The following is a 26,130-nucleotide window of genomic DNA, read 5'->3' as shown; positions in this document are numbered from 1 at the left end:
AGGGCGCGCTTCGCCCCGAGGGCATCGATCTCGCGGCCCAGCTGCGCCAGGCTGCCGGGGCCGAAGACCACGCGCTGCGGCTGGCTGGTGTAGGTGAACGCATGCATGGCCGCCCTCTTTCGTCCTTCTATTCCAGGCTCAGGCCGCGCTCGCGCACGAGGCGGGTCCACTTGTCCTGCTCGGTGCGCAGCGCGGTGGCGAACTGCTCGGGCGTGCTCGCGATGCCGGTCAGGCCCTGTTCGCGCAGGCGCTGGTCGAAGGCCGGGTCGGAGACGATCTTGCGCACCTCGGCCTGCAGCCGATCGACCACGGGCCGCGGCGTGCCGGCCGGTGCCAGCAGGCCGACCCAGGAATTGACCTCGAAGCCGCGGTAGCCGCTCTCGGCGACGGTGGGCGTGTCGGCATAGGCCGGCACGCGCTGCGCGCCGGTCTGGGCCAGGGCGCGCAGCTTGCCGGCCTTGACGTGCGGCTGCGCGAGCACGGCCGAGAGGAACATCATCTCGACCTGGCCACCCAGCAGGTCCTGCTGCGCGGGCCCGCCACCACGGTAGGGGATGTGCGTGACGAAGGTGCCGGTCTGCGCCTTGAAGAGTTCGGCCGTCAGGTGATTGCTCGAGCCCGGGCCCACGCTGGCGTAGTTGAGCTGGCCCGGTTTGCTCTTGAGCAGCCCGACGAAGCTCTTGAAGTCCTGCGCCGGCACCGTGGGATTGACGACCAGCACCAGCGGATTGCTCGCGATCTGCGTCACGGGCTGCAGATCCTTGGCGATGTCGAACGTGAGCTTCGGATAGACCAGCGGATAGGTGGCGTAGCTGTCGAACACCATCAGCAGCGTGTGGCCGTCGGGCGCGGCCCTGGCCACTTCCGCCGAGGCCACGGTGCCGCCCGCGCCGCCGCGGTTGTCGATGATCACCGGCTGGCCCAGCGCTGCCTGCAGGCGCGGCTGCAGCTGGCGTGCGACGGTGTCGACGATGCCGCCGGGCGGGAAGGCCACCACCACGCGCACCGGCTTGCTGGGCCAGGCCGGCTGCGCGTGGAGCGCCCCGGCCGCGGCCAGGGCCAGGCCGCAGGCGGCGAGAAGACGGATCGCGATGGAGGCCATGTTTCGTTTCTTCCTTTTCTTGTGATTGCTGCTTCGTTCAGCGCTTGAAATGCGGCGGGATCTGCGCGTCGACGTTGACCCACACGCTCTTGACGTGCGTGTACTCGCGCATCGCATCGAAGCCCATCTCGCGGCCGTAGCCGCTCTGGCCCACGCCCCCGAAGGGGGAGCCGGGGTTCACGCGCTTGTAGCTGTTGATCCAGACCATGCCGGCGTGCAGGTCGCGCGCCACCTTGTGGGCGCGCTGCAGGCTGGTGGTCCACAGGCCGCTGCCGAGGCCGTAGTCGGTGCCGTTGGCGATCTGCATCGCCTCCTCGTCGTCCTTGAAGGTGAGCACGGTGACGAAGGGGCCGAACACTTCTTCCTGCGCGACGCGGTCGCGGAAGCTCTTCGCGCGCACCACGGTCGGCTCCACGTAGCAGCCCTTCGCGAGATCGCCGCCCAGCCCCTTGCCGCCGGCGAGCACCTCGCCGCCCTCGCCCTTCGCGACCTCGACGTAGCTCAGCACGCGCTCGCGGTGCTGGGCGCTGGTGAGCGGGCCCATCTCGGTGGCGTCGTCCAGCGGATTGCCCAGCCTGATCGACTGCGCGAGCGGAATGAACTTGTCGAGGAAGGCATCGGCGATCTTCTCGTGCAGCATGAGGCGCGAGCCCGCGATGCAGGCCTGGCCCTGGTTGTGGAAGATGGCCCAGGCGCTGCCGTTGACGGCGGCCGCGAGATTGGCGTCCTCGAAGACGATGTTGGGCCCCTTGCCGCCGAGCTCGAGCTGCACCTTCTTGAGGTTGCCGGCGCTGGCCGCCACGATGCGCCTGCCGGTGGCGGTGCTGCCGGTGAAGGCGATCTTGGCGATCTCCGGGTGCTCGGCGATGTACTGGCCGGCCACGCTGCCCAGGCCCGGCACCATGTTGACCACGCCCTGGGGCATGCCGGCCTGCGCCATCAGCTCGACGATCTTGAGAGAGGTCAGCGGCGTGATCTCGGCCGGCTTCATGACGATGCAGTTGCCGGCCGCGAGCGCGGGCGCCATCTTCCAACTCGTGAACATGAGCGGGAAGTTCCACGGCACCACCTGGCCCACGATGCCGACCGGCTCGCGCAGGGTGTAGTTGAGGAAGCCCGCCTCGACCGGGATGGTCTCGCCCTGGAACTTGTCGGCCATGCCGCCGAAGTAGCGGAAGCAGGCTGCCGTGCGCGGCACGTCCAGTGCGCGCGAGTCGCGCACGGGGTGGCCGGTGTCCAGCGATTCGAGGCGCGCGAGCTCCTCGGCGTTGGCTTCGATCAGGTCGGCCAGCCTGAGCAGGATGCGTCCGCGGTCGGCCGCGGCCATGCGGCTCCAGGCGGGGAAGGCGCGCTTCGCGGCCCCGACGGCCTTGTCGACGTCGGCCTTGCCAGCCAGCGCCACTTCGACGATGGTGGAGTTGTCGTGCGGGTTGAGGGTGGCCAGCGTCTCGCCCGACTCGGCATCGACGAAGCGGCCGTCGATGAAGAGCTGGTGGCGGATCGGCGTCTCCAGGCCGGCGGCCTTCTGGATGTCGATGAGATTCATGATGAGAGGCACTCCCTGTTCAGGTTCAGCCGGCCTTGCCGGCCAGCCACGGATAACGCGCGGTGTCCTTGCCCGCGTAGTCGGGGTCGAGATAGATGAAGCAGCGCTGGATCAGGAAATCGCTTGAACACGTCGCACCAGCGGCCGGCGCCCCACTCCGGCACGCAGGCGCGCCAGGGGCCGTCCGCATGCTCGCCGTAGCTGGTGCCCTCGCAGGCGAACAGGTCGGCGCTGGAGCGACCGACTTGCGTTGCTCGTCGGTCATGGTTTGATGGGTGAGGGCCATGGCATGTCTCCTTCTTTCACTTGAGTGGCTGCATGTATGAATCGCCGGCGCGAGGCTGCCCCGGCATCGGACCGGATGCGGTCTGCCATGAATGTCTCCTCAAACAGGAAGCAAAGCTCGGAAGGACGCGCCGCCGACCGGACCGGGCGGGTGCCCAGCGGCGCGTCGTCGCCTAGAAGGAAACGGGAATCTCGGGGCTCTCGCCCTTCTGGATCTCGTAGACCAGGCTCGGGGAGCCGTTTTCCCACACCAGCAGCATCGAGCGCTTGGGGCTGAAGCCCTGGTGGCGGCAGTAGGCGGGCATGGCGGCCATGTCGCCGGCCTTCATGATCACGCGGGCCATGGGGCGGCCGGTGTTCTTGTCGCCGCAGTCCCAGTGGATCTCGTCGGTCATCTGGAAGAACCACTCGACGCGGTCGTTGCCGTGGATGATCGGCAGGATGTGCTCCTCGGTGGTCGGGCACATGAAACTGTGCTTGACGACGGAGGTGAAGCTGGGGTTCCAGGTGACCTGCGAGCGGCTCAGGAAGCCGAAGAGATTGAAGGCATGGACCTCGTTCTCGAAGCCGGGCTCGGGGTGCAGCTCGGGCTGGGCCTGGGGCACGTCGGCGAAGGCGCGGTTGACCGGGGCGCCGGTGTCGTCGCTGCGCAGACGCAGGTCGTCCTTGAGGCCCACGCAGCGCTTGGCCAGCTCGCGCGCCCGGGTGATCTTGGCGGTGTTGTTGCCGTTCTTGCGGCCATAGGGCGAGCCGGTTTCCTGGGGCGCGGAGAAGGGGTCGAAGCTCGCGTTGGTCCAGTCGTCGAGCATGGCCTCGAAGGTGGCGCGGATCTGGGCAGTGGGGAAGTTCTCCAGCAGGTCGATGCCGGCTTCCTTCATGGTGCCGTTGTAGCTGCCGGCATAGAGGTCGACCGACTGGTAGTGGTTGACGGTGCCGACCACGTCGTCGAAGTTGACCCAGCCGTAGAAGAAGCCCCAGGCGACGTCGCGCATGAGGGCGCGCAGGTAGTTGCCGATGTCCATGGTGTGGCTCATCGGACGGCCGTCCTTGGTCTTCCAGGTGATGTGGGCGAAGTATTCGTCGCGGCGGAAGCCGAAGCTGCCGAGGCTGAAGTCCTTGTAGCCGAGCGTGGCGTCGGGCTGGGAGGCGATGACCTTGGCGAGTTCTGCGGGGGCGTTCATGGTGTGGCTCCTGGGATTCGGATGGGTCAGTGCGTCTGGCAAATATCCGCCCACTTCTCGACGGAGAGATCGCCCTTGCAGGTCTGCAGGACGATGACGCCGGGTTCGCCGGGGCTGCGGAACTGGTAGGCGGTGTTCTTGGGCAAGAGGCCCTGGTGGCCGCGCGTGAGCTTCATCCAGCCCATCTTCTGGCCCTTGGGCTCGCCCTGGACGAGGACGGCGCCGTTCTTGTTCTCGTCGGCGACGGCCTGCGAGCCGTCGAGCTTGACGAGGTGGATCTCGATATCGCCATCCATGACGAGCGCGAACTCGTCATGCGCACAGGTGTACCAGGGCGAGCTGCCTTCGGCCCGCAGGGCTTCCAGCACGTAGATCTGGTTCTGGCCGAAGACGACTTTCTCGTAGGGCTTGCTCTTGCTGGCGATGTCGAAGCAGTTCGACATCGCGTAGTGCTTGACGTCGTCGTCGATCGGCTCGACATGGCCTTTCTCGTAGTTCTTGAGCGAACCAAAGCGGGTCTGGTAGGCAGTGGCGGTCATGGGCTTGTCTCCTGGGGTCATCGATGCAGCATGGCTGCGATGGGGTGAACTCTAGGAACAGCGGGCCCCATCCGGTAGGCCTCAAATGCGGGCCGCATTGTTCGGCGGTCCCGGTCAATCGGCAGGGTTTTCCCGGGAGCGGATCAGGATTTGCGGCCGCGCCAGTCGGACAGGAAGGAGAAGAAGCACAGGCCGAAGAAGACCACGCCGGCGAGCCCGGTCCACCGGTCCTTGGCGGTCTCGCCCGCCACCATCATCCAGGCACCGCCGATCACGAAGACCAGGCTGGCGAGGGCGCAGACCAGGTCGAAGACACCGGCGAGGGCCGAACGCGCGGCCGGGGGCGAGACGTACGGACGCGGCTCGACATGGCCCAGCCGGGACGGCAGCAGCGCGAGCGGCTCGAACACCTCTTCGCGGTACATCCGGAAGCGGCGTGTCGCCGCCTCGACCTCGAACTCGCGGGTCTCGCCGGTGCGGTCGGTCAGCGTGACGGCCACGATGCCTGCGCGTGGAAAGCGCAGGGCGGTGCGGGAGCGGTGGTTGGCCTCGCTCACGAGCACCTCGCCGCTCGCCGCGTCGATGAGCTGGACCGTGATCCACGTTCCGGCGCGCTCGTCGTCCGTGCGGTGCACTTCGATGCGAACCTCGCCGTCGGGCGACAGCGCGGTCTCGAGGGCGTCCCTGCCTTCGAAGAGGAGCGTGCCGACGCGAGGCCTGTCCTCGTTCATGGGCCGATGCCGCCTGCCGTGCCGCCGCTTCAGGCGTCCGCGATGAGCGCAGCGGGCAGCAGCCCGCGCTCGACCATGGCCGCGTCCCACGGCGCCACGCGCGTGAAGGCGGCGGTGATGTGCTCGATGAAGAGCTTGAGCTTGAAGGCATTGCGCGAGGTGCCTGCATAGACCGCGCTCAGCGAGAAGGACGACAGCTGGTGCTCGGCCAGCACCACCTGCAGCTCGCCGCGCAGGATGGCGTCGCCGGCCACCAGCGTCGGCAGGCAGACGATGCCCGCGTGCTCCAGCGCGTACTCGCGCAGCAGGTGCACGCTGTTGGTCAGGAGCGCCGCGGTCATGTACAGCGTGATCTGCTCGCCCTCGTGGTGGAAGGTCCAGCGGTCGCGGCTCGGGTAGCCGGAATAGAGGCCGAGCCGGTGCTTGTGCAGGTCGCGCGGGCTCTGCGGCGTGCCGTTCGCGCGCAGGTACTCGGGTGTGGCGCAGAACACCCGGCGCACGGGGAAGAGCGGGCGGGAGATCAGCTCGGTGGAGGCCGCCGGAAAGATCTGCAGCGCGCAGTCCACGCCCGCCTTCACCGGGTCGACCACCGCATCGCTCACGATCAGCTCGAGATGGATGTCGGGATAGCTGGCCTGGAAGGCGCGCAGCACCGAGGCCAGGTGCCCCAGCACGAAGCCGGTGAGCGCATGGATGCGCAGCGTGCCGGTCGGGCCGGCGCGCGCGCCGCGCATCTGGTCCATCACGTCGTGGGCCCGGCCCACCAGCTCCGTGCAGTCGCGCAGGAAGGCCTGGCCCACGTCGCTGAGGCGGACCACGCGCGTGCTGCGGTGGAACAGCGGCGCGCCCACGTGGTCCTCGAGCTGCTTCACGCGGGTGGTGACCACCGACTTGGCCACCCGCATCTGCCGCGCCGCCTCGGCGAAGCTCTGCGTCTGCGCGACCCGGACGAATGTCTCTATGTTTTCAAGTCGGTCCATGGCTCGCAATGTAGCGGCCGCACAGCGCATGCGCCCCTGGGGCGGGTGCTAATCTCGCCCCATGTTCAATCCCACCCAAGAGGAAGTGCGGCGCTTCTTCTGCGACGTCTACGCCAAGAGCCGGCAGGGCCTGCCGATGGAGGCACTGGAGATCATCGCCAGCCGCTGGATCGACGAGCACCCCGAGTACCACGCCGACCTGATGGATGCCGATGCGGCGGTGGCCCGGGTCTACGACGGCCAGAACGGGCGCGAGAACCCTTTCCTCCATCTCTCGATGCATCTGTCGATCAGCGAGCAGTGCTCGATCGACCAGCCGCGCGGCATCCGCCAGGCGGTGGAGCTGCTGGCGGCGCGCCGCGACTCGCTGCTGGATGCGCACCACGAAGCGATGGAATGCCTGGGGCAGATGATGTGGGAGAGCCAGCGCGCCGGCCGTCCGCCCGACGGCCAGGCCTACGTGGCCTGCGTTCAGCGGCGCGCCACGCGGGACTGAGCCGCGCTGCTCTCGCGCAGCAGCGCGACGAGCGTCTGCCGCGCCGGCGAGGGCTCGGCATCGCTGCGCAGGAGCAGGCCCACCGGTTCCTCCGTGCCGACGGTATCGACCGCCAGCCGCGCCAGCAGGCCGCTGGCCAGATCGTCGTGCGCCGCGCCGATGGGCGTGAACCAGACCGCATCGGAGCGGATCAGCAGCGCGCGGGCCACCGAGAGGTCCAGCGTCTGCGTGACGTGCGCCGGCAGGCGCAGGCCGAGGCCCGACAGGAAGCTTTCGGTGTGGTGGCGCGGAATCGTGCCCTCGCCGTAGACCACCAGCGGGTGCTGCAGCACGTCCTGCACCGAGGGCGTGAGCTTCGCCAGTGGGTGGCCGGCCCGCGCGACCAGGGCCAGCGGCTCGGTGTAGAGCAGCTCGAAGGTCAGGCCGGCCATCAGTTGCGGATCGCTCATCCGGCCGGCCACCAGGTCCAGTTCGCCCGCACGCAGCGCATCGAGCAGCGACGCGTTGGCGCCGGTGTGAACCTGCACCTGGAGCTCGGGCAGCCGCTCGCGCAGCGCGGCCAGCGCCGGCGGCAGCAGCGACGGCGCGACGCTGGGCAGCGCGCCGACACGCAGGCGCTGCAGCCGGGCGCCCGAGGCCGGCATCAGCGCCTGGGCGCCGGCGTCCAGCGCCTCCAGCACGCGCAGCGCATGCGCCAGCAGCTGCTCGCCGGCGGCCGTGAAGCCCTGGATGCCGCGCCGGCCCGCGCTGCCGCGCTCCACCAGGCGCGCGCCCGCCAGCGTTTCCAGCTCGGCCAGGGTCTTGGACACCGCCGGCTGGCTCAGCGCCAGCCGTTCGGCCGCGCGCGCCAGGTGACGCTCCTGGGCGACCGCCACCAAGCAGCGCAGATGCCGCAGTTGCACCCCGCGCAGAAAGGCTTCCGACTTGGCGGTCATTCAATTACCGTTGATTATGAAAAATCGCAAAAACTTCAATTTACATCAGCAATGCGCATGAATACAGTTCAACCCATCCCCACGAACCCGGAGACAAGTTCATGAGTTCCACCCCCTCGCCGAAGGGCGCGCTGCCCACCCTGACGCCGCGCGACTGGACCAGCCATCCCTCGTACATCTACTCGGGCTACAAGTCGACCGCCAAGCGCGGGCCGACGCAGGCACTGATCCCGCTGAAGGCCTCGCTGGGCGAGCTGCGCCAGCCGGTGTACGGCCACGACAGCATCGGCGAGCTGGACCACGACCTGACCCGCAACGCCCGCCGCAACGGCGAGCCGCTGGGCGAGCGCATGATCCTCACCGGCCAGGTGCTCGACGAGCGCCGCCGCCCGTTGCGCAACACGCTGGTGGAGCTGTGGCAGGCCAACGCCTGCGGCCGCTACGTGCACAAGGTGGACCAGCATGACGCGCCCCTGGACCCCAACTTCCTCGGCGCCGGCCGCTGCCTGACCGACGACGAGGGCCGCTACCGCTTCCTCACCATCAAGCCGGGTGCCTATCCGTGGGGCAACCATCCGAACGCATGGCGGCCGCAGCACATCCACCTGTCACTGTTCGGCGAGCACTTCGGCAGCCGCCTGGTGACGCAGATGTACTTTCCCGGCGACCCGCTGCACCAGTACGACCCCATGTTCACCGGCACGCCGGAGCACGTGCGCAACCGCCTGATCGCCGACTTCAGCCTCGACGTCACCGAAGAGGGCTACGCGCTCGGCTACGTGTTCGACATGGTGCTGCGCGGCGCCGACGAGACGCCTTTCGAAAACCGTTGAGCCACGGGAGACACACATCATGATGAGCGCACTCGAGACCAACTTCGGCCAGACCCCCTCGCAGACGGTCGGCCCCTACTTCGCGTACGGCCTCGCGGCCACCCAGTACGGCTACGACTTCGACCAGCCCTTCGACGCGGTGCTCGCGCTGGACAACGCACGCGGCGAGCGCATCCGCCTCGAGGGCCGGGTGATCGACGGCAACGGCACGCCGATCGACGATGCCCTGGTCGAGATCAGCCAGCCCGACGGCACCGGCGCCTACCCGCAGTCTGTGGAGGATGCGCAGGCCATCGGCTTCCGCGCCTTCGGCCGCGCGGGCACCGGCACCGACGCGCAGAACCGCTTCGTGTTCCACACCGTCAAGCCGGGCGCCGAATCGGCCGGCGAGGCGCCGCACGTCAACGTGATCGTGCTGATGCGCGGCATGCTGCTGCACGCCTTCACCCGCCTCTACTTCAGCGACGAGGCAAAGGCGAACGCGGAGGACGGGGTGCTGGCCAGCGTGCCGGCGGAAAGGCGCCAGACGCTGGTCGCGCAGCGCAGCGAGACGGGCGGACAGGTCACCTACCGCTTCGACATCCACATGCAAGGGCCGAGCGAGACTGTCTTCTTCGATGTCTGAGCGTCCGCGCGACCCAAGAAAAAGCCCGCTCGCCGCGGGCTTTTTTGTTGAGCAACGCCGTCTTACCTGGCGTGGTGGATGCGCGACTCCGGCACCGTCTTCAGTTCGCCGGGCAGCGAGCTGACGTAGCTGGCCAGTTCCTTCAGCTCGGTATTGCTGAACTTCTTGGCCTGGCCGCTCATCACGCCGTTGGAGCGGCCGATGGTCAGGTGTTTCTCGACCTTGTAGGACTTCAGGGCGACCAGCAGGTAGTCGGCATGCTGGCCGGCCAGCTTGGGCACCGTGCCGTCGTTCGGCGTGTTGAAGTTGGCGCCATGGCACTTGGTGCAGGCGTTGTCCTTGTCGCGCGAGATCAGGGCCTGCACGCGTTCGCTGGGCTGGCGCGCGGCGGTGGCGGGGGGCGCATCGCCTTCCTGCACGCCGAGCTGGCTGTAATAGGCGGCGAGGTCCGCGATGTCCTGCTCGCTCAGCGAATCGGCGATGGCGCGCATGGTGGGATGCTTGCGGTCGCCGCCCTTGTAGGCCGTGAGGGCCGAGACGATGTAGGTAGCGCTCTGGCCCGCGATCATCGGGACCTTGTGAACCTCAGGGAAGCTGGCCTGGTAGCCGATGATGCCGTGGCAACCCACGCACATCGCCACCTTCTTCGAACCATTTTCGGCACTGCCCGTGATCTTCTGGGCCTGGGCCGAGACCGTCACACAAGCGACAGCGAGGGCAAACACCGTGGACAACAACTTGTTCATTTTGCGCGCACAATCTCGTGGAGAACTGGTTTCTTCAAGTCAACATTTGATTATATGCGGGGGTCCTCGGCGGTCCCGCGCGTGAGGCAGCGAGCGTCGCGCAACGCAGATGAATGGAATGTTGGGTCCCTTCATCCACCCTGCTCTTCCACTTGCCATCCATGAAATTCAAGGGTTCAGACAACTACGTCGCCACACAGGATCTGATGCTTGCCGTGAACGCGGCGATCACGCTCAAGCGCCCGCTCCTGGTCAAGGGCGAGCCGGGCACCGGCAAGACGATGCTGGCCGAGGAAGTCGCCAGTTCGATCGGCCTGCCGCTCCTGCAGTGGCACATCAAGTCCACCACCAAGGCCCAGCAGGGCCTCTACGAATACGACGCGGTGAGCCGGCTGCGCGATTCGCAGCTGGGCGACGAGCGGGTGAAGGACATCCACAACTACATCGTCAAGGGCGTGCTGTGGCAGGCCTTCACGGCCGACCAGCCGGTGGCACTGCTGATCGACGAGATCGACAAGGCCGACATCGAATTCCCGAACGACCTGCTGCGCGAACTCGACCGCATGGAGTTCTACTGCTACGAGACGCGCGAACTGGTGCAGGCGAAGCACCGGCCGGTGGTCTTCATCACCTCGAACAATGAGAAGGAGCTGCCCGACGCCTTCCTGCGCCGCTGCTTCTTCCACTACATCAAGTTCCCCGACGCCGAGACCATGAGGAGCATCGTGGCGGTGCACTTCCCCAGCCTCAAGCAGGACCTGCTCGCCGCCGCGATGAAGACCTTCTACGACGTGCGCAACCTGCCCGGCCTGAAGAAGAAGCCTTCGACCTCCGAGCTGCTGGACTGGCTCAAGCTGCTGGTGGCAGAGGACATCCCGCTGGAGGCGCTGCAGAGCAAGGACGACAAGGTCGCGGTGCCGCCGCTGGTGGGCGCGCTCCTGAAGAACGAGCAGGACGTGACCCTGTTCGAGAAGCTGGTCTTCATGCAGCGCCACAACCGATGAGCGTGAGCCGCCCCACCACCCGCCAGTTGCTGCTGCTGGGCGTGGCCCAGGCGGTCCTGTTCGTCGCGGGCGCGCTCCTGGGCCGCTGGCTCGGCCTTCTGTTCGGCCTCGATGCCTTCGGCGCCGGCTACGGCAACAGCAGCATCGTCGGCATCCTGCTGATCGGCCTGGGCGGCGGCGCCGGCGCCCAGCTCGGGCGCATGTGGTTCACGCGCAAATACGGTTCACCGAGGAGTTGAGGAAGATGGCATTCGTCGAGCCCGTCACGCTGCGGTCCCGCGGGATCGCGCTGGTGCCCCTGGCGCTGGACCACGAGGAGGGCCTGCGCGCTGCCGCGGCCGACGGCGAGCTGTGGACGCTGCGCATCACCTCCGTGCCCGAGCCGCAGGAGACGCGCGCCTACATCGATACCGCGCTGGCGGCCCGGGAGGCCGGCCACCGTTTCGCCTTCGCCGTCACCGACGAGGCCAGCGGCACGGTACTCGGATCGACCAGCTTCCACGACATCCTGCCCGCGGTGAAGCGCGTGGAGATCGGCTACACCTGGTATGCGAAGCGCTGCCAGCGCACGCACGTCAACACCACCTGCAAGCTGCTGATGATGAGCCACGCCTTCGACACCCTGGGCTGCCACGTGGTGGGCTGGCGCACCGACAACTTCAACCATGCCTCACAGCGCGCCATCGAACGCCTGGGCGCGCGCAAGGACGGCGTGATCCGCGGCCATGCGCTGCGCCGCGACGGCACCATCCGCGACACCGTGATGTACAGCCTGCGCTCGGGCGAGTGGCCCGAGGTGCGGGCACAGCTGCTCTACCTGCTGGACAAGCCGCGTCCTTCCCGCAACGAGGAGTGATTCGCCATGCTGATCGACTTCTTCTACACCCTGCGCTCGGCCAAGCTGCCGGTCTCGGTCAAGGAATACCTGAGCCTTCTGGAAGCGCTGCAGGCCGACGTGGTCGGCCCGAACTCGGACGGTGCCTACGGGCTCGACGACTTCTACTACCTCTCGCGCACCGCGCTGGTGAAGGACGAGAAGCACTACGACAAGTTCGACCGCGCCTTCGCCGCCTACTTCAAGGGCGTGGAGCTGTTGACCGACTTCACCAAGGAAGTGCCGCTCGACTGGCTGCGCAAGACGCTGGAGCGCGAGTTCACGGCCGAGGAGAAGGCCAAGATCGAAAAGATGGGCTGGGACGAGCTCATGGAGACGCTCAAGAAGCGCTTCGAGGAGCAGAAGGAGCGCCACGAGGGCGGCAGCAAGTGGATCGGCACCGGCGGCACCTCGCCCTTCGGCCACGGCGGCTACAACCCGCAGGGCATCCGCATCGGCGGCGCGGGCAAGAACAAGAGCGCGGTCAAGGTGTGGGACCAGCGCGCCTACAAGGACTACGACGACAGCCAGGAGCTGGGCACGCGCAACATCAAGATGGCGCTGCGCAAGCTGCGCAAGTTCGCGCGCGAGGGCCACGAGGACGAGCTCGACCTCGACGAGACCATCCACAAGACCGCGGCCAACGCCGGCTATCTCGACATCAAGATGCGGCCGGAGCGCCACAACAACGTCAAGGTGCTGCTGCTGATGGACGTGGGCGGCACGATGGACGAGCACGTGCAGCGCGTCGAAGAGCTGTTCTCGGCCGTCAAGACCGAGTTCAAGCACCTGGAGTTCTATTACTTCCACAACTGCGTCTACGACTTCATGTGGAAGAACAACCGGCGGCGCTTCTCCGAGAAGTTCCCGACCTGGGACATCATCCGCAAGTACAACAAGGACTACAAGCTGATCTTCGTCGGCGACGCGACCATGAGCCCCTACGAGATCCTGCAGCCGGGCGGCAGCGTCGAATACAACAACGAGGAGGCCGGCGCCGAGTGGATCCAGCGCCTGACCCACGCCTTTCCCAAGTTCGCCTGGATCAATCCGGAGCCCCAGGGAGTCTGGCAATACCGGCAAAGCATCTCGGTCATGCAACAACTCGTGTCCCACCGCATGTTCCCGCTCACGCTCAAGGGCCTGGAGGAGTCCATGCGGTTGCTGTCGAAGTAGGCCGCGTCTGACGGACGGCATAGGCAGGCGGTGATACTTTGAATGCAGGAGCTAATGCGAAAAAAGTTGTCACAAACCTGAGACCTGGAGTTACATTTAACACCTAAGGATTCAAATAAGACGCGTCAATGACGCGGATTCCGTTGGAGGTGTTGCCATGTCCGCCGTACTGTCCCTGCCGCTCGATCCACCGGTCCTCGAACAGCCGCTGCCGCCGGCAGCGCCCGAGGCGCGGTTCCAGCCCGCCGATTTCGTGAGCATCCGCGGCGTGCGCCTGCCGCGGACGGAACTGGTCAACCGGGATCTCTTCTCGGAGGAGAAACGGGAGCAGCTGCGTGACCAGCTGATGGCCGCCCGCCCCTTCCCTCACCTGGTGCTGGACGACATCTTCCATCCCGCCCTGCTGGAGCTGGTGCTGGAGGAATTCGAGGCCCAGCCGGACAACTGGACCGACGTCAAGAGCCGTTACGAATCGACCCGACGCTCGGTGCTCGGCCCGACGCTGGCGCCGGCGACGCAGCTGTACTTCGACATCATCCATTCCGGCTGGTTCATCGACTGGCTGTCCTCCCTGACCGGCGTGCCCTACCTGCTGTCCGACCCGAAGCTCTTCGGCGGCGGCCTGCACGAGAGCCGCACCGGCGCGACCTTCGCCGTGCACCGCGACTTCAACCGCCACCGCCACCTGGGGCTGAAGAACGAGATGGTCTTCATCACCTACCTCAACAAGGGCTGGAACCCCGACTGGGGATCGGCCCTGGAGCTCTGGGACAAGAAGCACGACCGCTGCGTCACCACCGTGCAGCCCGAGTTCGGCCGCACCATCCTGCTGCCGCACGGCCCGGTGAGCTACCACGGCCACACCAAGCCGCTGCAGGCGCCCGACGGCCGGCCGCGCCGCTCGGTGGCGGCCTACTACTACACCAGCCCGCTGGCCGGCAAGCAGCACGGCGACGAATCGGCCTCGGTGTTCATGAAGACGCACCGCGTCGACCGCGCCAAGGCGATCGCCCGCATGCTGACGCCGCCGGCGGTCTGGATGCTGGCGCGCAAGGTGACCGGGCGCGCCTAGCGAGCGAACGCTGCGCGGCCCCCGCCTACGGGGCCTCGCCGGGCGTGCTGTCAAAATGACCGCATGCTCAGGGTGCTCCGTTGGCTCGCGCCGGCTTGGATGCCGGCGTTTCTTTGTGCAGGCATCCTTCTCGTGCAAGGCTGCAGCCTGCTGCCGAAGAGCGAAGCGGCGCAGGAGGAAACCGGCGCCAGCCCCGTGGTGGGCGACCGTCCGTCCGGCACGCGCGAAGCGTTCACGGTGGAGGTGCAGGCCCCCGACACGGTGCGCGACTACCTCGTGCGCAATCTGGAGATCCAGCGCTACCGCCAGCTCGACGACCTGGGCGCGGCCGAGCTCTCGCGCCTGATGGTGGCGGCCGAGGCCAATGCGCGCGAACTGCTCGGCACCCTCGGCTATTTCACGCCCACGCTCGCCCTGGAACTGAAGGAGACACCCCAGGCCAAGGCGCCGCGCGAGGTGCGCATCACGGTGGAGCCGGGCGAGCCGACGCGGATCCGCGCAGTGGATATCGATTTCAGCGGCCCGATCGCCAGCGACCCCGAGGCCGCGGCCCAGCGCGAGGCGATCCGCCGCGACTGGCCGCTGCGTACCGGCGAGACCTTTACCCAGACCGGCTGGGACAACGCCAAGGCGGCCGCACTGCGCAGCCTGACGGCCAGGCGCTTTCCGACCGGCAGCGTGGCGCTGAGCCGGGCCGAGATCGATGCCGACCGCGCCCAGGCCGGGCTGCACGTGCGCTACGAATCCGGCCCGGCCTACCGATTCGGCCCGCTGGACGTGCGCGGCAGCGAACGCTACGACGCCGACGGCGCGCGCCGCATCGCGCGGCTGCCGACCGGCAGCGACTACGACCAGCAGAAGCTGCTCGATGCGCAGCAGCGCCTGGCCAGCAGCGGCTACTACGACTCGGTCTTCCTCACGCTCGACACCGACGGCAACAACCCGCTGTGGGCCCCGGTGATCGCCCAGGTGCGCGAGGCGCCGCTGCAGAAGGTGGTGCTGGGCGCCGGCTTCACCACCGACAGCGGGCCGCGGCTGTCGGTGGACCACATCCACAACCGCATGCCCCTTCTGGGCTGGCGCGCGGTCTCCAAGCTATCGGTGGACCGCGAGACCCAGTCGCTGGGCACCGAGTGGAACGAGATCCCCGACGACAAGGGCTGGCGCCGCTTCGGCTCCGGCCAGCTCAAGAGCGAGACCTCGGGCAGCTACAAGGTCGACAGCGGCCGCCTGCGCGGCGGCATCGGCAAGACCAGCGACCACATCGACTACAACTACTTCCTGCAGTACGACTACGCGCAGAACCGCGGCTTCAACGCGCCGCCCTCGGCCTCGGCGCTGTCGATCAACTGGGGCTGGACCGGGCGCTACTTCGACGACATGAGCGCGCCGACGCGCGGGCATGGCGTGGCGCTGGAGGTGGGCGCCGGCTACACGTTGACCGGCGAACGCCTGCCCTTCACCCGCGTCTACGGCCGCTGGCTCGGCATCGTGCCGCTGGGCCGCGCCGAAGAGGGCGACAAGGCGACCGAGGCACGCCGCGGGCGCCTGCAGCTGCGCGCGGAGGCCGGCGCGGTGGTCGCCCAGGACAGGGCCCAGATCCCCTCCACCCTGATGTTCCTGACCGGCGGCGACACCACCGTGCGGGGCTACGGCTACCGCCAGATCGGCACCGAGCGCGCCGACGGGCAGATCATCGCGGGACGCTATCTCACGGTGGCCAGCGTCGAATGGCAGCAGCCCTACATCCACCAGGGCAAGCCGACCGACTGGGAGAGCGTCGTGTTCGTCGATGCCGGCGCCGTCGCGGACAAGCCCGGCGATCTCAAGACCAAGGTCGGCCTGGGCGTGGGCGCGCGCTGGCGCAGCCCGGTGGGGCCGGTGCAGGCCGACCTGGCCTATGGCGTGGACACGAAGAAGTTCAGGCTCCACCTGCGGCTGGGTTTCACCTTCTGACCATGCAGCCGGACGCCTCGCCCCCCTCCTCCCCGCCCCGGCGCTCGCGTGCCCGGCGCGCACTGCGCGCGCTGGCCTGGAGCCTGCTCGGCCTGGTCGTGCTGGTGGGCGCGCTCGTGGGCGGCGCCTGGTGGTGGCTGGGCACGAACGAGTCGCTCGCCTTCGCGCTGGCCCGGGCGGCGCGCTACCTGCCGGCCGGCCAGAGCCTGGAAAGCCGCGAGGTGAGCGGCTCGATCCGCGCCGGCGGGCGCATCGGCTGGCTGCGCTGGCAGAGCGAGAGCCTGGCCGTCGAGGTGCACGAGGCCACCATCGGCTGGACGCTGCCGCCACTGCTCGAGCGCAAGGTGAAGCTGGGCGAGGTGCACGCGGCGCAAGTGCTCATCGAGCCGCGCGGCCCGAAGGAGGACAAGCCGCTCGAACCGCTCGCGCCCATCGTGCTGCCGGTGGCGGTGGAGCTGCCCTTCAGCATCGACACCGTGCAGTGGGCCGGCCCGCCCGCGCTGAAGGCCGAGAAGCTGGCGGGCAGCTATCGCTACGAAGGCGACGAACACCGGCTCGTAATCGACGGCGTGGACATCGCCGAAGGCCACTACGCCGCACGCGTCACGCTGCAGGGCCCGGCGCCGATGGCCCTCGACGCCGCGCTCGAGGGCCGGATCCGGGCGCCGCTGGCCGAAGACCGCGCCATCGACGTGCTGGCCAGCGCCAGCGCCAAAGGCACGCTCGCCACGGCGGATGCGCGGCTGGCCATCGAGGCACAGGTCCGGCCCGCCGAACCCGGCGCGGCAGACCCGATGGAGGCGCAACTGCGCGCCCACATCGCGCCCTGGCTGCCGCAGCCCGTGATCGACGCCGATGCGAAGCTGCAGAACCTCGACCTGGCCCTGCTTTGGCCCGACGCCCCCGCCACGCTGTTGAGCGGCGAGATCCAGGCTGGCCCCGATGCAAGCGCACCGGTTGGCAGCACGGTCTGGCAGGCCCGCGCCGACATCCGCAATGCGCGGCCCGGCCCCTGGGACGGCGGCCGGCTGCCGGTCGAGCAGGTGCAGGCCCGCGCCAGCTTCGACGGCAGCACCTGGACGCTGCCCGAGGCCACCGTGCGCGCCGGCGGTGGTCGCATCGATGCGAAGGGCAACTGGAGCCCCGCACCTGCGCCCTGGGACATCCATGCGACGGTGGGCGGCGTGAACCCCGGCGCATTGCACACCGAGCTGGCCGGCCCGCCGGTGAGCGGCCGCATCGAGGCCGGACAGCGCGAGGACACCCTCGTGTTCGATGTCGCGCTGCAGGCCGGGCGCGGCGCCGGCAGCAAGGCGCTGCAGGGGCTTCGCCTCGACCGCGCCCTGGCCCGCGGCCAGTACCAGTTGTCGACGCAGGTGCTGGACCTGCGCACGTTGCGCGTGGCGGCCGCCAACGCCACCCTCGAAGGCAAGCTGCAGCTGCGCATCGCCGAGCAAGGCGGCAATGGCGACCTGAAGCTCTCGATGCCGGGCGGGCAGGCGCAGATCCAGGGCCGCATCGCGCCGGCCAGCGGCGGCGGCGAGATCCATGCGCGCATCGACGATGCCGCCGCCTTGCAGCGTTGGGTGGAAGGCCTGCCAGAGCTGTCGGCCGTGTTCGCGGGCGCCACGGCGCAAGGCAGCGCACAGCTCGACGCCAGCTGGCAGGGCGGCTGGCAGGCGGTGCAGCGGCGGCTGCAGAACGCGAGCGCGCCGGCCGCCCGCGGCCAGGCCGAGCCGACGGTCAAGGCGCTGCTCACGGTGCCGCGCCTCGCGGTCCAGCTGCCGCCACCCGCCCAGGGCGGCACGGCCACCGACATCCAGCTGCGCGATCTGCGCGCCGACCTCGCCGGCAGCCTGGCGCAGGCCACGCTCGCGCTCCAGGGCGAGGCCGCCACCGGCACGCAGAAGCTCACGCTGGATGCCCGGGCCAGCGGCGGGCTGGAACGCGCGAGGCAATGGCGTGCCTCCATCACCAGCCTGCGGGTGCAGGCCCAGGACAGCACGCGACCCGGCCCCTGGATCCTTGAGGTGGAACGGCCGCTCGCCGCCACGGTGAGAAGCGGTGATGCCGGCCGCCTCGAGGTCGAGGCCTCCGCCGCTGGCGCCACGCTGCGCGGCCCAGTCCCGGGCACGGTACGCATCGACTGGGAGCCGCTGCGCTACAGCCACAGCGGCGCGGACGCCAGCCGCGTGTTCCGGCTGAAGTCGCAGGGCCGCCTGCGCGGCCTGCCGATGGCCTGGGCCGAGGCCCTGGGCAGCAGCGCGGCCCTGACCGAGATGGGCCTCAGCGGCGACTTGCTGTTCGACGGCGACTGGGACATCGATGCCGGCGACACGCTGCGCGCCCGCGCCCGCGTCACGCGCGCCAGCGGCGACATCCGCGTGCAGGCCGGCGAGGCCGCGCTGGTCACCCGCATCACCAGCCGCGGCACCGGCACCGCCGGCGAGCGCACGATGAACACGGCCGGCGAAGGCCCCAGCACGCCGGCCGGGCTGCGCCGCGCCGAACTCGGTCTGGATGCCGAAGGCGACACCCTCCGGGCCACCCTGGCCTGGGACAGCGAGCGCGCCGGCCAGATCCGCGCCGAGGCCAGCACGCAGGTGCAGCAGCGCGCCGGCGGCTGGCAATGGGCGGCCGACGCGCCGCTGGCCGGGAAGGTCAGCGCCCGGCTGCCCAACCTCGGCGTGTGGTCGATGCTGGCGCCCCCGGGCTGGCGCGTGGCCGGCACGCTGGAAGCCGACGCCGCCCTCTCCGGCAACCGCACACTGCCGCGCTGGAACGGCACGCTGGCGGCCGACCAGCTGGCGCTGCGCGCCCTGGTCGAAGGCCTGGACCTGCGCAACGGCCGCCTGCGCGCCGCGCTCACCGGCGAGCGCATCGAGATCACCGAATTCACCCTCAAGGGCGGCACCGGCAGCGCCACCCGCATCCCGGGCCAGAGCGGCAACCTCAGCACCGCGGCCAGCGAGGCCGCGAGCGACGGCGGCAGCCTGTCGGCACGCGGCGAGCTGAGCTGGGGCCCGGCGCCTGCCACGGGCACCGGCATCCGCCTGGCGGTGCAGACGCAGCTGCGCAAGCTGCGCGTGCTGGTGCGCACCGACCGGCAGGTCACGCTCTCGGGCGACCTGCAGACGCGGCTGGACAACGGCCAGTTCACCGTGCGCGGCAACCTGAAGACCGACCGCGCCGTGATCATCCTCCCCGACGAGACCGCGCCCAGCCTCGGCAGCGACGTGGTCGTGCGTTCGGCCGCCAAGGACCGCGAGGCCGCCGAAACCGCCCGGCGCCAGGCAGCCAGTGAGGCCGCCAGCCAAGCGGCGCAAGGCGCGCGGGCCGAGACCGCGAAGCCGCCCGACATCGCCATCGGCTTCGACCTCGGCGAAGACTTCGCCGTGCAGGGACGCGGCATCACGACCCGGCTGGAGGGCAAGCTCGACATCCGCAGCACCGCGCTGAACGCGCCGCCGCGCATCAGCGGCGAAGTGCATACGGTCAAGGGCCAGTACCGCGCCTACGGCCAGCGGCTCGACGTGGAGACCGGCATCGCCCGCTTCAACGGCCCCTACGACAACCCAGCGCTCGACATCCTCGCGATCCGGCCCAACATCTCGCAGCGCGCCGGCGTGCAGATCACCGGCAGCGCGCAGTCCCCGCGCGTGCGCCTCTATTCGGAGCCCGCGCTGTCGGACGCCGAGACGCTGTCCTGGGTGATCCTGGGCCGCGCCTCGGCCACCAGCGGCGGCGAATCGCTGCTCCTGCAGCAGGCCGCGCTGGCGCTGCTGGGCAAGCTGGGCTCGGGCAGTTCGGGCGGCGGGCTCGCCAGCCGCTTCGGCTTGGACGAGATCGGCTTCAAGGGCCCGAGCAGCGGCGGCGAAGTGCGCGAGTCGGCGGTCACCTTGGGCAAGCGGCTGTCGAAGGACTTCTACGTGACCTACGAGCGAAGTCTCTCGGGCACGCTGGGCACCCTGTTCATGTTCTACGACCTCACCCGCAGCCTCACCCTGCGTGGGCAGGCCGGGCAGCAGAGCGGCATCGACCTCATCTACACGCTGAAATACGACTGACCACGACGAACTGGTAAAGTCGCGACCGCCTTCCGTCCCTGTAGTTCAATGGATAGAACGGGGTCCTCCTAAGACTCAGATACAGGTTCGATTCCTGTCGGGGGCACCAGTATGCGGTTGATTTTGTTCAATTTTCCCGCTCGCCGGGACCGCGCCGGGACAAAGTACCCTTGCGGCCAGGCGGGAGCCCAGCTCGGTCTCACTGGCATATACCTTGCGGCGATTCGGTGAGGAATTCCCGATACGCGTCCACAACTAGAGCGATGCTGTAAGCCGCTACCTATAGCCAAACAACGCCCGTTTGGTACCATCGTTAATAGCGAAGCCGTTACAAGTTGTCAGCGGCGAACCGAAGGAGCATCAACATGGAACACCTCAAGAACTTCCTCATGGGAGTGGGTGACGTGCTGTCTGCATTCGGCACGGCCCCTCAATACCGATACCCTAAGCCGGGAGATCGACGCTTAGACGCCGAGCGAATCGCCGGCGACTGGCGACTCGTGGGCAAGGACATGGAAAAAACAATAGAGCGGGAAAAGAGGGAAAGAAGTGGGGCGATCAACTACGGCGCAACTCAAGGATAGAGATCGCCACCTGACGGTATCAGAGCACCAGACGGATGCTCCGATACTGCCGATGGCACAGATCGAGAAACTTCACCAGATCGCACCTGATCGGGTGCCATGGGTCTTTGACGAAACCACGAAGGAAGGCAATTTTCGACGTAGTGAGACAACCAGGGTCAACACCTTTGTCTTCGTCGAACGACTTCTCGGAATCGTTGCTGGCCTCGTAATTGGGTTCTGCGCTCTGTATGCGTCGTACCACCTAGCAATGGCGAATCACGACGCTGTCGCGGGCGTGATCGGAGGCACCACCGTGGTTGGCCTGGTTTCCGCGTTCGTCATCGGCGTACGGCGCAGGACCAACAACTCAAAGTAGCAATCATGCTGCCCTACGAAGCCCGCTCCGGCGGGCTTTTTCTTGCGCCGAGGCTGGCACACTGCTGCTTCCAACCCGAGGAGAAGGCATGCAGACGGCGGTTCAGAACATTGTGCAGACCGAAAACGGGCCCCGATATGTACGAGAGGGCTACTGCGAGGGACACAAGGTCGTCGTCGTGACCGCTTACGACGCGTCGCTCGATGCCTATCCTTTTCACGTCTACCTTCACGATACCAACGGCGTAGGCCCGCGCCAGCGATTGGGCAACGTGCCCACGCGATGGACCGGCGACACCCAAGAGAGCGCCTTCGAGCAAGGAATGCAGCTTGCGGTTCGGCACCTGACGCGCCGGACCGGATTCCAGACCAAGGTTGAGTAGGGTCACGCGCACATGAAATACACAGCAATCGTCGAAGCTGACGGAGCATCTATCAAGCAGATCGAGACGGCCCGCGCAGCCTACATCGGCACGCTCATCCAGCAGCAGGGCGGCGAGGAGGAAGTCTTGAAATGTTGGCGAGCCTATGCGCGCAGGGTGCGCTGACGGCCTGAAGCGAGCTTTTCGCCTCTTTCCGCGGTATGGGCCTTCGTCGGGACGCCTAGTACCCGGCGTCCATCTCCACGCCGCCTACGATCACGGACTTCCTCGGCCCGGATTCGCGAAGCACATCGAGCCTGTACTGCATGCCCTCGCCGACCTGCAGCGCGACTCGCTCCCCACCTTCCGACTCGTAGTCCGCGGTGAGCACGGCTTCGAGGCGCCAGCCGGCAGGCATCGCACGATATGCCGCGCTGACCACATCTTGGGCGATCCAACTGCACGCCACAGAGAAATCCATGCTGAAGCCTTGACCCCTCCATCGAGGCAGCACGTAGATCAACGCCAGCTTGCACAACGCCGTGACCTGGCGCAGATCCGAAATGCGCAATGCCACCATCTGCATGCCAACATAACCGATCGGCACGCCGTCGAAGAACCCCACCACCACCAACGGCTGGCCCTCCGCATACACGCCTGAGGGTGGTTCGACGCCCCATCGCCTGATGTAGCGGCGGCCGAGCCCATGATCGACTGCGATGGCCTCGCGCGGCAAGTCCGCCTTCTGCCCTGCCCTGAGGATCCGCCGGAGTTCGGAAACGCTCGGCTCACGTGGATTGACCACAACCTGCAACGGGGCTCGCGACGCAATCGGCTTGAGGCGCTCGGCCACTTCGCCAAACGTGTCGCCAAGATCCAGGCATTCAGCCTCGCGCTCCGCAGCCCCGATCCACTCGCTGAACGCAAGGCCGCCAGCGGCAAACCGGCAGGTGAGACCCGTAAAGTGCTCCTCGCGCACCATGGTCCGGCGCCGTCTGGATATTGCCATGTGCTCAAAGTGAGGTTTTCGCCGGATTGTCGCCACAAGCCATCGAGGAGGACAAGCGATGAACGAGACCATCGGATCCGAAGAATGCGCCGAGCTCCTGCGCTGCACTCCCAGCCAGATCGAGGAGCTCGCGCGCGTGGGCGAGATCCCGGGGCTGAAGTTCGGCCGCAGCTGGCTGTTTGTGCGTGCGGACCTGCTTGCCTTTCTCGCCGAAAAGGCCAGAGCAGAGGCCGCGCAGCGCCGCGCGAACCGGCAACCCAAAGCTCCATCAGCACTGAACACGCGGCCGCGCCGCCAAATCCCGCCTGCGCTGCCGCAGCCGGCCCAGCGGTAGCCAACCTGCAATCCTAAAAAAGCCCACGCGCGCGAACGGACCGGGCCTACACCGCCTTCGGCCTGGCTCGGCACCCTGGTCCCGACCACAACAGGAGACAACATGGCAGACGACCCGAACAAAACCGGCCTCGATCGCAAACTTATTTCGCTGGAGCAGGAGCACGAGAGGCGCGATTGGGCGGCGAGCCTCGGCTGCACCGAGGACCAGCTGCGCATGGCTGTGCAGGCCGTCGGCAACTCCGCGGATGCTGTTCGAAAGTGGCTGGCCGGCCACAAGTAGCGAATCGCCATGGCTGCAGGTTGCCCAATTTGCGCGTGGTCTGGCTGGGTGTGCGAGAACCATCCCGATCGCCCCTCCGAGGTCGCGACCGAAGGAGGCTGCAGCTGCGGCGGTGCCGCGGCGCCGTGCTGCTGCAATCCGGAGGCTGAGTTGGTTGGTTGGGTGAAGGTCTTCGCAAGGGCCGGGCCTAGAAGAGCTCCGGCTCGTCCTCGGGCTTCACTGGCGGTGGCGCAGGCTCCTGAGCCTTTGGCTTGGCCCGCTCGGGCTTCGGCTTCGCGGCGCGTGGTGGGTCTGGCGGCGCGGGGCCTGCGTCGAAGATCTCGGCCGGCGGGACCTTGAGCAACTGCTGCGCCTGCTCGACAGTGCCTTCGAGCCATTGATCGAAGTCGGCTGCCTCGATGGGGATCACGCTGCGCTTGTCCTGGCGCTCCAGCGGCAGCACCAGCTTCGTTGCCGGCTCCACCTCGGGCTTGTGCATGCGCCCCATCAGCGGATGGCCGTCGGCGTTGATCGTCAGCATGGTGTAGCTCTCGAACTCGTCGCCAGTGGCGTTGTCCCCCCAGACGTTCCAGAGGCCAGCCAGGCCCCAGGGCGCGCCGTCGGCGCGGCGGAAGCGCCACCACTCGCACCTGCTGAAGGGCTGCTCGTGCGGCCCCCAGTAAGGCTCGTCGAAGGCGTCCGCCGGAATGATGCAGCGCTGCCCGCGCTTCCATGGATCCTTGTAGCTAGCCTTCTCCGCCAGCTCCTCGCTGCGGGCGTTGTTCGTCGGGTACCTGAGCTTCGGCTCCTTGGCGAACCAAGGGACCAGGCCCCATTGCCCCACTACCAGCTCGCGTTCGTAGCCGGCCGCGTGCCGCCGTCGGCGGATGAAAGGTCCTGGCGCGCGCGGGAAGATCTCGAGCTGCCATTTCGGCTGGTTGCGGGAACCGACGTGCCAGAAGCGCTCGATCTCTCCCTCTTCCGGAGCGATGTAACGGTTGCACATGGGCCCACTGTAGCCGGTCCGGCTACTGTATATTCAACCAGTGGATTGGGTGGTTTACAGGACACGGCACGAGGGCGAGAAGCTCCCCAGCAAGGAGTTGGTGCTCTACGGGCGCCGCGTTGGCAATCTCGTCTACCGGGAACGGCTCCATGACCCGAGGCCGGGCCGCAGCATCTGGCTGGCGGTGCTGCTGCGACCGGACGGCGACACATATGTCATTCCGCCGCTCGACCGCGCCAGGATCCGTCGCGTCAAGGACGGGGTGCTGATCAGCGGACTCGAGGTGGTGGCCCGCCGCAGAGCCATGAAGAACATCAAGTCCGACCGCTATCCGCAGACTTGGTGGTGCGTGCCTCTGCCCTGGGACAGGCACCAGCCGACCACGCCAGACCCCGTCGTTGCGCGTGCCGAGGCGCGCCGCCGCGGCGAAATCCCAGGGTTGGAAGCGTTTCAAAATGAGGAACACGATGATCTGGCAGCCTGAGACCCCGACGCTGCAGCTCGGCAAACCGCTGAGCCACCACCAGGAATGGCAGCTTGCATTCGCAAATGAGTGGTGTCGCCTGGCCGAGGGCATGGCCGACGAGCATCAGGTCTACGACCTGGCGAACGAACTCTATCCGGTGCATGGCGCCCGCGACCCAGTGCAGGTTGCGCGCGAGGATTGGGACATGCCAGCCTGATGCGGCTCGCCGTCCGCAGCGGGGGACCCGTGTTCACACGTCCATCTTTGCAATCAGGGGCACGCGTCGCTCTTTGCAACTCCTACGCGGCCCCCTTCGTAGCGATCTTGCGCACCGCGTCGCCGCTGGCCTTGCTGCCGCGGCTGGAGCCGATGAAGTAGGCGATGGCGCCTGTCAGGCCCGTCTCGACGGTGGCATAGGCCCGCACGATCAGCGCCCTGATGAACTCGTCCGCCGGCAGCGTTCCGAAGTAGAACGCCGCGAAGGTGCCGGCCCACAGCAGGAACAGCACGGCCAGGATGACCTGGGGCGTCGGGTCGCGCGTGGCCACCTGGCGGGCGCGCGCATCCTGCACATCGCGCAGGTAAGCGTCCTCGGCTGCCTGATTGATCTTGAGCACGTCGATGTCGAGCTCGCGCATGCGGATGGCCAGCGCGTTCTCGGCCTGCTTGATCGCGACGACCTGCTCGGGACCCAGGCGCCCGGTGGACAGCACGGCGGCGATGTCAGCCTCGGTCGCATCGCGGTTGCCCAGCAGCGCGGCGCCGAGCTCGGCCACGGCAGCGCCGATCAGCGGGCCGCCCAGGACGGTGCCCAGCGCCGGCGCGATGCCGGCGACCAGGCGCTTCCAATCGAAGTCCGCCATGCTCAGGCCTCCAGCATGTTGTCGGCCACGCGGTTGACCCAGCCCGCAAGGAACGGGTCGCGGCGCTCCTTGGGAATCGCGGCGTAGTAGAGCAGCCGGACGGCCTGGAGGCGACGAAGTGCCCTGTTGGACTCCATCGTCTGCGCTGCCTGCAGCGTCTTGGGGCCGAGCACGCCATCGTCGAAGGCGCCCACCGCCCGCTGAAGTAGCTTGATCGCGGTCACAGGCTTGCCTGGCGCGCTGGTGTTGACGGCCAGGTCGAACATCTCGAACTTGAGCATGTCGGGCAGCGCGTCGCAGCCGGCCGGGCCCCAGAAGTCGCGGGCGTAGATCGCTTTCGCGCGCGCCAGCGTCAAGTTGGGGATGTCCTCGCCCGGATAGCTGCGCTTGCTGACGCCGAACTTGGTCTCGCCGCCGGGGTCGCGCGGATCGTTGACATAGCCCTTCTCGACATCGATCAGACGCTCGAATGCTTCGTCGAAGTTCATGGGGTGTTTCCCTCCTGCATGTACCAAACTGCGGCCTCCAGGCGCGACGCCACATTGATCCGGTCAAAGAGCCGGCCGACGTGGTTCTTCACGGTGTAGAAGCTCAGGCCCAACTCGCGGGCGATCTGCTTGTTGTTGAGGCCCTTGACGATCAGCACGAGAACATCGCGCTCACGGCGTGTCAGTTCGGTTTTCACGCCTGTTCCTTGGGGTGTAGGGCATCAGGTCGGCCCATTGGCTGGGCGTCAGGTA

The 26,130-nt window shown here is 68.0% G+C and carries 32 protein-coding genes, 1 tRNA gene and 1 pseudogene; 19 read left to right on the top strand and 15 right to left on the bottom strand.

Features of this window, described 5'->3' with window-relative positions:
- The 8 genes and pseudogenes from A8M77_RS35780 to A8M77_RS32460 form a co-directional block, all read right to left on the bottom strand.
- A pseudogene (locus tag A8M77_RS35780) lies at positions 1 to 107 on the bottom strand (maleylacetate reductase); the annotation flags it as partial.
- 20 nt (positions 108 to 127) lie between these two features.
- A complete protein-coding gene (locus A8M77_RS32490) occupies positions 128 to 1,102 on the bottom strand; it encodes a tripartite tricarboxylate transporter substrate binding protein (protein WP_086925604.1) in 975 nt (324 codons plus the stop codon).
- A 37-nt stretch (positions 1,103 to 1,139) separates the two neighbouring features.
- On the bottom strand, positions 1,140 to 2,603 hold the full coding sequence (locus A8M77_RS32485) for an aldehyde dehydrogenase family protein (protein ID WP_086925605.1): 1,464 nt from the start codon (positions 2,601 to 2,603) through the stop codon (positions 1,140 to 1,142).
- A gap of 70 nt (positions 2,604 to 2,673) precedes the next feature.
- On the bottom strand, positions 2,674 to 2,934 hold the full coding sequence (locus A8M77_RS37550; RefSeq protein WP_443273349.1) for a hypothetical protein: 261 nt from the start codon (positions 2,932 to 2,934) through the stop codon (positions 2,674 to 2,676).
- Positions 2,935 to 3,106: 172 nt separating this feature from the next.
- The gene (locus tag A8M77_RS32475) at positions 3,107 to 4,114 is read right to left on the bottom strand and encodes a hydroxyquinol 1,2-dioxygenase (protein WP_086925603.1); all 1,008 of its coding nucleotides are present in this window, start codon (positions 4,112 to 4,114) and stop codon (positions 3,107 to 3,109) included.
- 26 nt (positions 4,115 to 4,140) lie between these two features.
- Positions 4,141 to 4,653, bottom strand: a complete 513-nt coding sequence (locus A8M77_RS32470; RefSeq protein ID WP_086925602.1) for a hydroxyquinol 1,2-dioxygenase — start codon at positions 4,651 to 4,653, stop codon at positions 4,141 to 4,143.
- Between the two features lie 143 nt (positions 4,654 to 4,796).
- A complete protein-coding gene (locus A8M77_RS32465; protein ID WP_086925601.1) occupies positions 4,797 to 5,384 on the bottom strand; it encodes a hypothetical protein in 588 nt (195 codons plus the stop codon).
- Positions 5,385 to 5,413: 29 nt separating this feature from the next.
- Positions 5,414 to 6,364, bottom strand: coding sequence for a LysR family transcriptional regulator (locus tag A8M77_RS32460; RefSeq protein WP_086925600.1), 951 nt, complete (start codon positions 6,362 to 6,364; stop codon positions 5,414 to 5,416).
- A gap of 61 nt (positions 6,365 to 6,425) precedes the next feature.
- Here A8M77_RS32460 and A8M77_RS32455 point away from each other — a divergent pair, with 61 nt between their 5' ends.
- Entirely contained in the window at positions 6,426 to 6,860 is a 435-nt protein-coding gene (locus A8M77_RS32455; protein ID WP_086925599.1) for a DUF1841 family protein, read from the top strand.
- Here the strand turns inward: A8M77_RS32455 and A8M77_RS32450 are convergent.
- Positions 6,836 to 7,795 (bottom strand): LysR substrate-binding domain-containing protein, encoded by a 960-nt coding sequence (locus A8M77_RS32450; RefSeq protein WP_086925598.1) that lies wholly within the window; start codon positions 7,793 to 7,795, stop codon positions 6,836 to 6,838. The two genes, A8M77_RS32455 and A8M77_RS32450, sit on opposite strands and share 25 nt — an antisense overlap.
- A gap of 101 nt (positions 7,796 to 7,896) precedes the next feature.
- On the opposite strand from A8M77_RS32450, the gene pcaH reads away from it, so the two are divergent.
- Together pcaH and pcaG are read left to right on the top strand one after the other, a co-directional pair.
- Positions 7,897 to 8,628, top strand: a complete 732-nt coding sequence (gene pcaH / locus A8M77_RS32445) for a protocatechuate 3,4-dioxygenase subunit beta (RefSeq protein WP_086925597.1) — start codon at positions 7,897 to 7,899, stop codon at positions 8,626 to 8,628.
- Positions 8,629 to 8,644: 16 nt separating this feature from the next.
- Positions 8,645 to 9,253: a protocatechuate 3,4-dioxygenase subunit alpha gene (pcaG, locus tag A8M77_RS32440; protein ID WP_086925596.1), complete on the top strand. Its 609-nt coding sequence runs from the start codon at positions 8,645 to 8,647 to the stop codon at positions 9,251 to 9,253.
- Positions 9,254 to 9,315: 62 nt separating this feature from the next.
- Here the strand turns inward: pcaG and A8M77_RS32435 are convergent, their stop codons facing one another.
- Complete coding sequence (locus A8M77_RS32435; protein WP_086925595.1) at positions 9,316 to 9,999, bottom strand: c-type cytochrome; 684 nt, start codon at positions 9,997 to 9,999, stop codon at positions 9,316 to 9,318.
- A 161-nt stretch (positions 10,000 to 10,160) separates the two neighbouring features.
- Here A8M77_RS32435 and A8M77_RS32430 point away from each other — a divergent pair, with 161 nt between their 5' ends.
- The 12 genes from A8M77_RS32430 (at position 10,161) to A8M77_RS36315 (ending at position 21,637) form a co-directional block, all read left to right on the top strand.
- Positions 10,161 to 11,003: an AAA family ATPase gene (locus tag A8M77_RS32430; RefSeq protein WP_086925594.1), complete on the top strand. Its 843-nt coding sequence runs from the start codon at positions 10,161 to 10,163 to the stop codon at positions 11,001 to 11,003.
- A gap of 2 nt (positions 11,004 to 11,005) precedes the next feature.
- The gene (locus tag A8M77_RS32425) at positions 11,006 to 11,242 is read left to right on the top strand and encodes a hypothetical protein (RefSeq protein ID WP_443273340.1); all 237 of its coding nucleotides are present in this window, start codon (positions 11,006 to 11,008) and stop codon (positions 11,240 to 11,242) included.
- A gap of 5 nt (positions 11,243 to 11,247) precedes the next feature.
- Positions 11,248 to 11,859 carry a GNAT family N-acetyltransferase gene (locus A8M77_RS32420; RefSeq protein WP_086925592.1) on the top strand — a complete coding sequence of 204 codons (612 nt, stop codon included), beginning with the start codon at positions 11,248 to 11,250 and terminating at the stop codon, positions 11,857 to 11,859.
- A gap of 6 nt (positions 11,860 to 11,865) precedes the next feature.
- A complete protein-coding gene (locus A8M77_RS32415) occupies positions 11,866 to 13,053 on the top strand; it encodes a vWA domain-containing protein (RefSeq protein WP_086925591.1) in 1,188 nt (395 codons plus the stop codon).
- A 157-nt stretch (positions 13,054 to 13,210) separates the two neighbouring features.
- Positions 13,211 to 14,125 carry a 2OG-Fe(II) oxygenase gene (locus A8M77_RS32410; protein WP_086925590.1) on the top strand — a complete coding sequence of 305 codons (915 nt, stop codon included), beginning with the start codon at positions 13,211 to 13,213 and terminating at the stop codon, positions 14,123 to 14,125.
- A gap of 63 nt (positions 14,126 to 14,188) precedes the next feature.
- On the top strand, positions 14,189 to 16,081 hold the full coding sequence (locus A8M77_RS32405; RefSeq protein ID WP_086925589.1) for an autotransporter assembly complex protein TamA: 1,893 nt from the start codon (positions 14,189 to 14,191) through the stop codon (positions 16,079 to 16,081).
- 2 nt (positions 16,082 to 16,083) lie between these two features.
- Positions 16,084 to 20,148, top strand: coding sequence for a translocation/assembly module TamB domain-containing protein (locus A8M77_RS32400; RefSeq protein WP_086925588.1), 4,065 nt, complete (start codon positions 16,084 to 16,086; stop codon positions 20,146 to 20,148).
- Positions 20,149 to 20,182: 34 nt separating this feature from the next.
- Positions 20,183 to 20,257, top strand: a tRNA-Arg gene (locus A8M77_RS32395).
- Between the two features lie 256 nt (positions 20,258 to 20,513).
- Complete coding sequence (locus A8M77_RS35775) at positions 20,514 to 20,732, top strand: hypothetical protein (RefSeq protein WP_143694857.1); 219 nt, start codon at positions 20,514 to 20,516, stop codon at positions 20,730 to 20,732.
- Between the two features lie 52 nt (positions 20,733 to 20,784).
- Complete coding sequence (locus tag A8M77_RS35770; protein ID WP_143694856.1) at positions 20,785 to 21,090, top strand: hypothetical protein; 306 nt, start codon at positions 20,785 to 20,787, stop codon at positions 21,088 to 21,090.
- A gap of 88 nt (positions 21,091 to 21,178) precedes the next feature.
- Complete coding sequence (locus A8M77_RS32390) at positions 21,179 to 21,472, top strand: hypothetical protein (RefSeq protein ID WP_086925587.1); 294 nt, start codon at positions 21,179 to 21,181, stop codon at positions 21,470 to 21,472.
- 12 nt (positions 21,473 to 21,484) lie between these two features.
- The gene (locus tag A8M77_RS36315) at positions 21,485 to 21,637 is read left to right on the top strand and encodes a hypothetical protein (protein ID WP_158101037.1); all 153 of its coding nucleotides are present in this window, start codon (positions 21,485 to 21,487) and stop codon (positions 21,635 to 21,637) included.
- A gap of 55 nt (positions 21,638 to 21,692) precedes the next feature.
- Here A8M77_RS36315 and A8M77_RS32385 read toward each other — a convergent pair whose 3' ends face one another.
- Positions 21,693 to 22,433 carry a hypothetical protein gene (locus A8M77_RS32385; protein ID WP_086925586.1) on the bottom strand — a complete coding sequence of 247 codons (741 nt, stop codon included), beginning with the start codon at positions 22,431 to 22,433 and terminating at the stop codon, positions 21,693 to 21,695.
- An 85-nt stretch (positions 22,434 to 22,518) separates the two neighbouring features.
- Between A8M77_RS32385 and A8M77_RS32380 the strand changes: the two genes are divergently transcribed.
- Positions 22,519 to 22,794, top strand: coding sequence for a helix-turn-helix domain-containing protein (locus tag A8M77_RS32380; protein WP_086925585.1), 276 nt, complete (start codon positions 22,519 to 22,521; stop codon positions 22,792 to 22,794).
- A 102-nt stretch (positions 22,795 to 22,896) separates the two neighbouring features.
- Positions 22,897 to 23,076, top strand: coding sequence for a DUF3606 domain-containing protein (locus tag A8M77_RS32375; protein WP_086925584.1), 180 nt, complete (start codon positions 22,897 to 22,899; stop codon positions 23,074 to 23,076).
- Between the two features lie 187 nt (positions 23,077 to 23,263).
- On the opposite strand, the gene A8M77_RS32370 is transcribed toward A8M77_RS32375, so the two are convergent.
- Positions 23,264 to 24,061: an SOS response-associated peptidase gene (locus A8M77_RS32370; protein ID WP_086925583.1), complete on the bottom strand. Its 798-nt coding sequence runs from the start codon at positions 24,059 to 24,061 to the stop codon at positions 23,264 to 23,266.
- A gap of 100 nt (positions 24,062 to 24,161) precedes the next feature.
- On the opposite strand from A8M77_RS32370, the gene A8M77_RS32365 reads away from it, so the two are divergent.
- Positions 24,162 to 24,545 carry a hypothetical protein gene (locus A8M77_RS32365; RefSeq protein WP_143694855.1) on the top strand — a complete coding sequence of 128 codons (384 nt, stop codon included), beginning with the start codon at positions 24,162 to 24,164 and terminating at the stop codon, positions 24,543 to 24,545.
- Positions 24,529 to 24,744 (top strand): hypothetical protein, encoded by a 216-nt coding sequence (locus A8M77_RS32360; RefSeq protein WP_086925581.1) that lies wholly within the window; start codon positions 24,529 to 24,531, stop codon positions 24,742 to 24,744. The genes A8M77_RS32365 and A8M77_RS32360 overlap by 17 nt, the downstream gene beginning before the upstream one ends.
- Before the next feature lie 82 nt (positions 24,745 to 24,826).
- Here A8M77_RS32360 and A8M77_RS32355 read toward each other — a convergent pair whose 3' ends face one another.
- The 3 genes from A8M77_RS32355 to A8M77_RS32345 are packed head-to-tail and all read right to left on the bottom strand — an operon-like array spanning position 24,827 to position 26,075.
- On the bottom strand, positions 24,827 to 25,390 hold the full coding sequence (locus A8M77_RS32355) for a hypothetical protein (RefSeq protein ID WP_086925580.1): 564 nt from the start codon (positions 25,388 to 25,390) through the stop codon (positions 24,827 to 24,829).
- A 2-nt stretch (positions 25,391 to 25,392) separates the two neighbouring features.
- Positions 25,393 to 25,878 carry a glycoside hydrolase family 108 protein gene (locus A8M77_RS32350; RefSeq protein ID WP_086925579.1) on the bottom strand — a complete coding sequence of 162 codons (486 nt, stop codon included), beginning with the start codon at positions 25,876 to 25,878 and terminating at the stop codon, positions 25,393 to 25,395.
- Positions 25,875 to 26,075 (bottom strand): response regulator transcription factor, encoded by a 201-nt coding sequence (locus tag A8M77_RS32345; RefSeq protein WP_086925578.1) that lies wholly within the window; start codon positions 26,073 to 26,075, stop codon positions 25,875 to 25,877. The genes A8M77_RS32350 and A8M77_RS32345 overlap by 4 nt, the downstream gene beginning before the upstream one ends.
- Between the last annotated feature and the right edge of the window lie 55 nt (positions 26,076 to 26,130).

The organism is Variovorax sp. JS1663, assembly GCF_002157355.1.
Taxonomy (GTDB): Bacteria; Pseudomonadota; Gammaproteobacteria; order Burkholderiales; family Burkholderiaceae_C; genus Variovorax.
This window is presented reverse-complemented; position numbering and strand designations above follow the sequence as displayed.